At 39.2% G+C, this 6,184-nt stretch carries 5 protein-coding genes; 3 read left to right on the top strand and 2 right to left on the bottom strand.

Going from position 1 to position 6,184, the window contains the following annotated elements; translation table 11 throughout:
* The 3 genes from V5N63_RS10915 to V5N63_RS10905 form a co-directional block, all read left to right on the top strand.
* On the top strand, positions 1-1,972 hold a 1,972-nt coding region (locus V5N63_RS10915), incomplete at its 5' end, for a Tex family protein (protein WP_332033971.1).
* 96 nt (positions 1,973-2,068) lie between these two features.
* A complete protein-coding gene (locus tag V5N63_RS10910; RefSeq protein WP_332033970.1) occupies positions 2,069-2,761 on the top strand; it encodes a DUF421 domain-containing protein in 693 nt (230 codons plus the stop codon).
* A gap of 338 nt (positions 2,762-3,099) precedes the next feature.
* A complete protein-coding gene (locus V5N63_RS10905) occupies positions 3,100-4,311 on the top strand; it encodes a site-specific integrase (RefSeq protein ID WP_332033969.1) in 1,212 nt (403 codons plus the stop codon).
* An 81-nt stretch (positions 4,312-4,392) separates the two neighbouring features.
* Here the strand turns inward: V5N63_RS10905 and V5N63_RS10900 are convergent, their stop codons facing one another.
* Together V5N63_RS10900 and V5N63_RS10895 are read right to left on the bottom strand one after the other, a co-directional pair.
* A complete protein-coding gene (locus V5N63_RS10900) occupies positions 4,393-5,391 on the bottom strand; it encodes a nucleotidyl transferase AbiEii/AbiGii toxin family protein (RefSeq protein ID WP_332033968.1) in 999 nt (332 codons plus the stop codon).
* A gap of 1 nt (position 5,392) precedes the next feature.
* Positions 5,393-6,052, bottom strand: a complete 660-nt coding sequence (locus V5N63_RS10895; RefSeq protein WP_332033967.1) for a DUF6088 family protein — start codon at positions 6,050-6,052, stop codon at positions 5,393-5,395.
* Between the last annotated feature and the right edge of the window lie 132 nt (positions 6,053-6,184).

The raw sequence follows: 6,184 nt of genomic DNA, 5'->3' as shown, positions 1-6,184 counted from the left end.
ACAGATCGCTAAACTCAACAATCAGTTTGAAGAACTCATCAAACGGAAAGAAAGCATCCTGAAATCCATTGAGGAACAGCATGCACTCACCCCAGATTTAAAACAGCGTATAGAAACAAGTTTCGACATTCAGGAACTTGAAGACCTATATCTTCCTTTTAAAAAACGCAGAAAAACCAAAGCCGATGCCGCGAAAGAAAAAGGCCTGGAACCGTTGGCTAAAATCATCATGAGCCAGAAAGCGGGCGATCTGGATTTTCTCGCCTCCAAATACCTCAATGACTCGGTTGCCACGGAAGAAGAAGCTTTGCAGGGCGCACGGGACATCATGGCAGAGTGGATCAACGAAAACATGTATGTAAGGAAAAACCTGCGCAGGCTCTTCCAGCGTAAAGCAGTGATTATTTCAAAAGTTGTGAAAGCGAAGAAAGAGGATGAAGCCGCACAGAAATTCTCCCAGTATTTCGACTGGGAAGAAAACCTCAACCGTATTCCCTCCCACCGGCTTCTGGCCATGCTGCGTGCCGAAGCGGAAGGTTTCGTGAAAACCAGCGTCAATATTGATAAAGACGAAGCCCTCGACCTCATCGAAAATGCCGTCATTAAATCAAACAGCGAATGTGCCGACCAAATCGCGCTGGCCATTAAAGACAGCTATAAAAGACTTTTGGAACCGGCCATTTCAAATGAAACTTTGCAGGAAGCCAAACAAAAAGCCGACATTAAAGCCATTGATATCTTTTCTGAAAATCTGAGGCAGCTTTTACTCGCTCCGCCTTTGGGAGAAAAAAGAATTCTGGCAATTGATCCGGGTTACCGTAGCGGCTGTAAGATAGTTTGTCTCGACGAAAAAGGCGACCTGCTGCACAACGAAACCATTTATCCGCACGCCCCACAGAATGAAACAAGCATGGCCATGAAGAAAATCCGCTCCATGGTCAATGCCTATAATATTCAGGCGATCTCGATTGGAAATGGCACCGCAAGCCGCGAAACCGAATTCTTTATCAAGAAAATCGCTTTCGATACGCCGCCACAGGTTTTCGTGGTGTCGGAAGCGGGTGCGTCTGTTTACTCAGCGAGTAAAATCGCAAGAGATGAGTTCCCGAATTATGATGTAACCGTTCGTGGTGCGGTTTCCATCGGCAGAAGACTCTCTGATCCGTTGGCGGAACTCGTAAGGATTGATGCGAAATCCATCGGCGTCGGACAATACCAGCACGATGTGGACCAAACTTTACTTAAAAATGAGCTGGACACTACCGTAATGAAATGTGTGAACGCAGTGGGAATCAATCTCAACACAGCAAGTAAATCCCTGTTGAGTTACGTCTCCGGAATCGGGGAAAAGATGGCAGAAAACATCGTGAATTACCGTGCAGAAAACGGCGCGTTTGAAGACCGCAAACAACTGAAAAAAGTTCCGAGATTAGGTGAAAAGGCGTATCAGCAGGCAGCAGCCTTCATTAGAATTGCCAATGGAAAAAACCCGCTCGACAATTCCGCGGTACATCCGGAAGCTTATCCAATTGTTGAAAAAATGGCAAAAGATTTAGGAATTAAAACCATCGACCTCATCGCCAATAAAGAAAAAATTGCATTGATTAGTCCTGAAAAATATGTCACAGAAAATGTTGGAATTTTAGGAATTAAAGATATCCTGAAAGAACTTGAAAAACCCGGCTTAGATCCGAGGAAAGCTGCAAAAATCTTTGAGTTTGACCCGAGCGTTAAAAGCATTAAAGATTTAAAAACCGGAATGATCCTTCCCGGCATCGTAAACAACATCACGGCATTCGGCTGTTTTGTGGACCTTGGGATTAAGGAAAGCGGACTGGTACATATCTCGCAGCTGAAAAATGGCTATGTCTCCGATGTGAATGAGGTGGTGAAACTTCATCAGCACGTTCAGGTTAGGGTGACAGAAGTGGATGAGGCAAGGAAGAGGGTGCAGCTGAGTATGATTCTTTAACAGAGGAAACGCTTCACCTCGTTCAATTCAGACCGGTCAGTGCTCAGGTAGGCATCATTTTGGCTTCAGCTGAACAAACAGTAAAAAATGAATAACATGATTACCATTGACTGGTCCGCCCTGTTTCTCGGCACTGAAGACTGGTCTTTTCTCACCGAAGTTGCGCTCCGGACTTTCATTATGTTCCTGATTATCATCATCGGATTGCGGTTCATGGGGAAACGTGGGGTAAAGCAGCTGTCGGTCGTTGAACTGGTGGTGATCCTCGGTCTGGGTTCTGCAGCCGGCGATCCCATGTTTTATAAAGAGGTCGGACTTGCTTTCACGATGCTCGTTTTTCTCATTATTATTCTGCTCTACGCGGCACTCACCTACATCGTGGGAAAATCTAAAAAAGTCGAAAATCTGCTGGAAGGAAAACCGGTATGCCTTATTCAGGACGGTGTTTTTGTCCTGGAAAACTTTAAAAAAGAAAATCTCGGAAGCGACGAATTCTTTGCTGAACTCAGGTTGAAGGGTATTTCTCACCTCGGCCAGGTGGAGACCGCCATTGAAGAGACTTCAGGCGAATTAAGCGTCTTTTATTATGCAGACGAAGAAATCAAACCCGGACTTTCTGTAATGCCCGACTCCTTGAACAACCCCCTGAAAAGAATTGATGCAGCCGGCCATTACTCATGTATTTTCTGCGCCTACACCGACTATAAAACTTCAGCATCATCGCTCGTCTGTCCCAAGTGTAAAAAAAGCGAATGGGTAAAAGCCACCAGTAAGAAAAGAATCAGTTAAAAAAGTGGTCACACTGATCGCCTACTGCTCGCTACCATTTTCCTACACAGAGGATATTGTGCACACACTTTCTGTTCAATGGGCAAAAAAATTCCGCAACACCCGTTGCGGAATTTGAAGTGGCCCAGCTTGGGCTCGAACCAAGGACTTGCTGATTATGAGTCACTTTTTTTATGTTTTATTATATTTTTAGTTTAATTTATAATACTTTATTTCTCTCTGATTATCAATATTTTACACCGTTTTAATTTTCAGATTATTTTATTTTATCTTACTTTTACAACATAAATGTTCGTCAAATGTTCGTCAAATGTTCGTCAAAAATTTAAGATAAAATCATGACTACTTTTCAATTTACTCTCAAAAATGGTTCAAAAGCCAATGGTGAAAAAAGTATCGTTGCGCTGTTTATTAAAGACCGCAAAAATACCAGCTTATCAATTCAGAAATCGTGTAAAGAAGAACAATGGAGTTTTGAAACAGAACGGGTAAAAAAGAGTCATCCGGAATACCAAAAAATCAACACTTTTATTGAAAAATATAAAGTGATTATCCAAAAAATCATCGATGATTTGGAGGATGAGAATATCCAGTACACCCTACCTGATTTAATTGACCGCATAAAAAACTTTAAGGGAAAAGGAAAGACAAAAACTTTTACCGAATTTATTTCTGAAAACACCGAAAATCTTAAATCTCTGGACAAATTAGGTTCTGCTAAAATTGAAAAGCAGACGCTGCAATCGCTACAAACTTTTCTTGGCAAAAAAGATATTGGGTTTAATGAGCTTTCTTTCCAATGTCTAAAGAAATATGAGAATTATTGCGTTTTGAAGGGAAACAAACCAGCTACGATTGGAATGAGACTGCGCACGATCCGCTATATTTTCAACATGGCGATAAAGTCTAAAATTATTAAGGAATCTCAATACCCGTTTAAAGAATATAAAATATCAAGTGTAAAAAGCACGAGCAAAAAGGAATTTCTCACGCAGGAAGAAATCGGCAAACTTGTCAATTACGAACCTGCAAACGAGTACGAACAATTTGCCAAGGACATGTTTCTCTTCAGCTGTTACGGGCGCGGAATCAATTTTATAGATGTGTTAAAATTGGAAAAGAATGGCATCTACAATGATACGGTTAGTTATCTGCGGACTAAAACCGGCGTTGCTGTACGATTTAAACTTACCGAGATTTCCAAGGAAATTATTGAACGGTACCAGTCGGAGCCTGAATCTAAACTGATATTCAGAATTCTGAAGGACAACAATACGGAAGTAGCCTATGTAAAAAACAAGTCCGCCAAATATTTACAGGTGTATGTAAATCCTTATCTGAAAACGATGATGTCAAAACTAAAAATCAGCAAAAACATTACTTACTATTGCGCAAGGCATTCCTTTGCAACTGCTCTCAAGTTTAATAATGTTTCAATTGAAATCATCCGTGAAGCATTGGGACATAAGGACATTAATTCTACCATGTCTTATCTCAATTCTTTACCTGATGCAAAACTGGATAAGATTATTGAGGATGTTATTAAATAGGGATTTTACTTTCTGTTCAACGAAACTGGTATTCAATGACATTGAAGTTGTGATTTTATCGAACATTCCTCGTCCTATAATCTAATCATTATTTAATATCTTCATAATTTCTTCCATTGTTTGAATTAAAATTTCAAAGCTTGGACTTTCCCCTACAATCATATTGCTTTGCATAATTTTATAATCGTTTTCCCATTCTTTAATCACTTCTTTAGGAGGTATAATATTGATAAATCCCTTTTTGTGATTTTCATAATTAATCCATTTGGAACGATTCATTTTTTCTCTAAATACCACAATCTTCTCAAAAAGCTCATCATCTGCTAAAGCATTTTTACCATAATCGGTATAATAAAGTTGATACAAATCGAACAAATGCCGACTCATCCTCTCACTTCTAATTCGATCTTTCGGTTTTGAGAACTCTTCATGAAGCAAAAGAATTTTTTCCAAAAAAGTTTTTGTCGGCACGGTAACCAATACTTCAAATGGCGGTAGCGAAAATGGAGCTTCTTGGTAATAATCTTCAATAAATGACTGAACCATTTTTCTCTCGGAAGGTTCGGTCATTACTCTTGCGCCCATTTCAATCAATACCTTTTGTTGAACATAACTTTCTTGAGGCATTACACTTTTATAAACCAACTCTAAGTGATTAGGATCACTTAAATCGTCCACAATTTCTGAATATTTGATTTCGTAATCGTTTGGAGAAATACCCAAGTTCTTCAACTGGCATTCTAATTCTTCTCTAAAATCCGATATCACAAACTTCCCCGCAGTTTTACGCAGTTTCTTCATTTGTGTTATTGTGCCGGGCTCCGCAGAAAACCCCAATAAATTTCTATCAATAATCAAATCAACATCTTCGGAAAAGCGTTCGATAATTTGATACGCTTTGCTTAAAGAAGTTCCACCCTTAAAAATAATCTGATCCTTATATTTTGACTGAAAAACGGCGCGTAACACCATACAAACCCACCAATCCTTTTCTATTGCAAATGGCGCATAACCGGTAGATAAGCCTAACCGATTTAAAGTTTCAATCCGTTGTTCCTTAGTAAGTTGTTGATGCCACATTTTATGATAGGTTTATATTTTTAATTCTTTTCTGAATCCAAACTGGTGCAAATTTCAACTGAGAATTCAATATATTTTCGTCTAATTTCTTGATATATGGGATAAGTTTTTCTTCAAAAGCTTGTGAAATATTTTTCTCGCCTGTAATTTTATATGCCTGAATGATAAGTTGCAGCAGGCCATCTTTTACAGCCAAATTTCTCGGAGAAGTTTTCTTGAACTTAATTTTGCTTTTCCCTATGTTGATTTCCCGTTGCGCACCATCGGTTAAATATATAGCGTGCAAAGGAATTTGAGTGGAAAGTCCCAGAAGATACATTGCCATAACCCCCGTAGGTGCAATCCTGGCTTTATCTCGTTTGGCAATCTCTTTAGCAATCTGTTCTATACTTGGATAAACAATTCCTAAAAGCTCATCCTTTTTTGGGTTTAAATAAATTCCATGAGCCAGGCGAACGATAACCCCTTGCTCTTCCAATCGACGAAGGACTTGGCGGATATTTTCCGAAGTGCCAAATTTTTGAAAATCTTCTGCGAAAAATATTTTTCCCTTTGAAGACTTCCTTATCTTGTTTTCTATTTGACTATGAGTATTTTGCGTCACTTTTTGAAAATTATTTGTCACAAATTTAGTAAATATTTGTGACAAATTGCTAGACATTTGCATCTTTTACTTAGTCTTGCTAGCTTTGCAACAGTAGCTACAAAGCTAGCAAGACTAAGTTGAACTAAACCTCCGGTAGCTTTTCCCATTCGCCGTTTTAGTAACTTTGTTTTTATTAACCTTTTAAAA

This window comes from Kaistella sp., assembly GCF_032060305.1.
Taxonomy (GTDB): domain Bacteria; phylum Bacteroidota; class Bacteroidia; order Flavobacteriales; family Weeksellaceae; genus Kaistella; species Kaistella yananensis.
This window is presented reverse-complemented; position numbering and strand designations above follow the sequence as displayed.

Coding starts and splice junctions, on each gene's coding strand:
- V5N63_RS10910 (WP_332033970.1), top strand. CDS start 2,069: ATGATTACCATTGACTGGTCCGCCCTGTTTCTCGGCACTGAAGACTGG.
- V5N63_RS10905 (WP_332033969.1), top strand. CDS start 3,100: ATGACTACTTTTCAATTTACTCTCAAAAATGGTTCAAAAGCCAATGGT.
- V5N63_RS10900 (WP_332033968.1), bottom strand. CDS start 5,391: ATGTGGCATCAACAACTTACTAAGGAACAACGGATTGAAACTTTAAAT.
- V5N63_RS10895 (WP_332033967.1), bottom strand. CDS start 6,052: ATGTCTAGCAATTTGTCACAAATATTTACTAAATTTGTGACAAATAAT.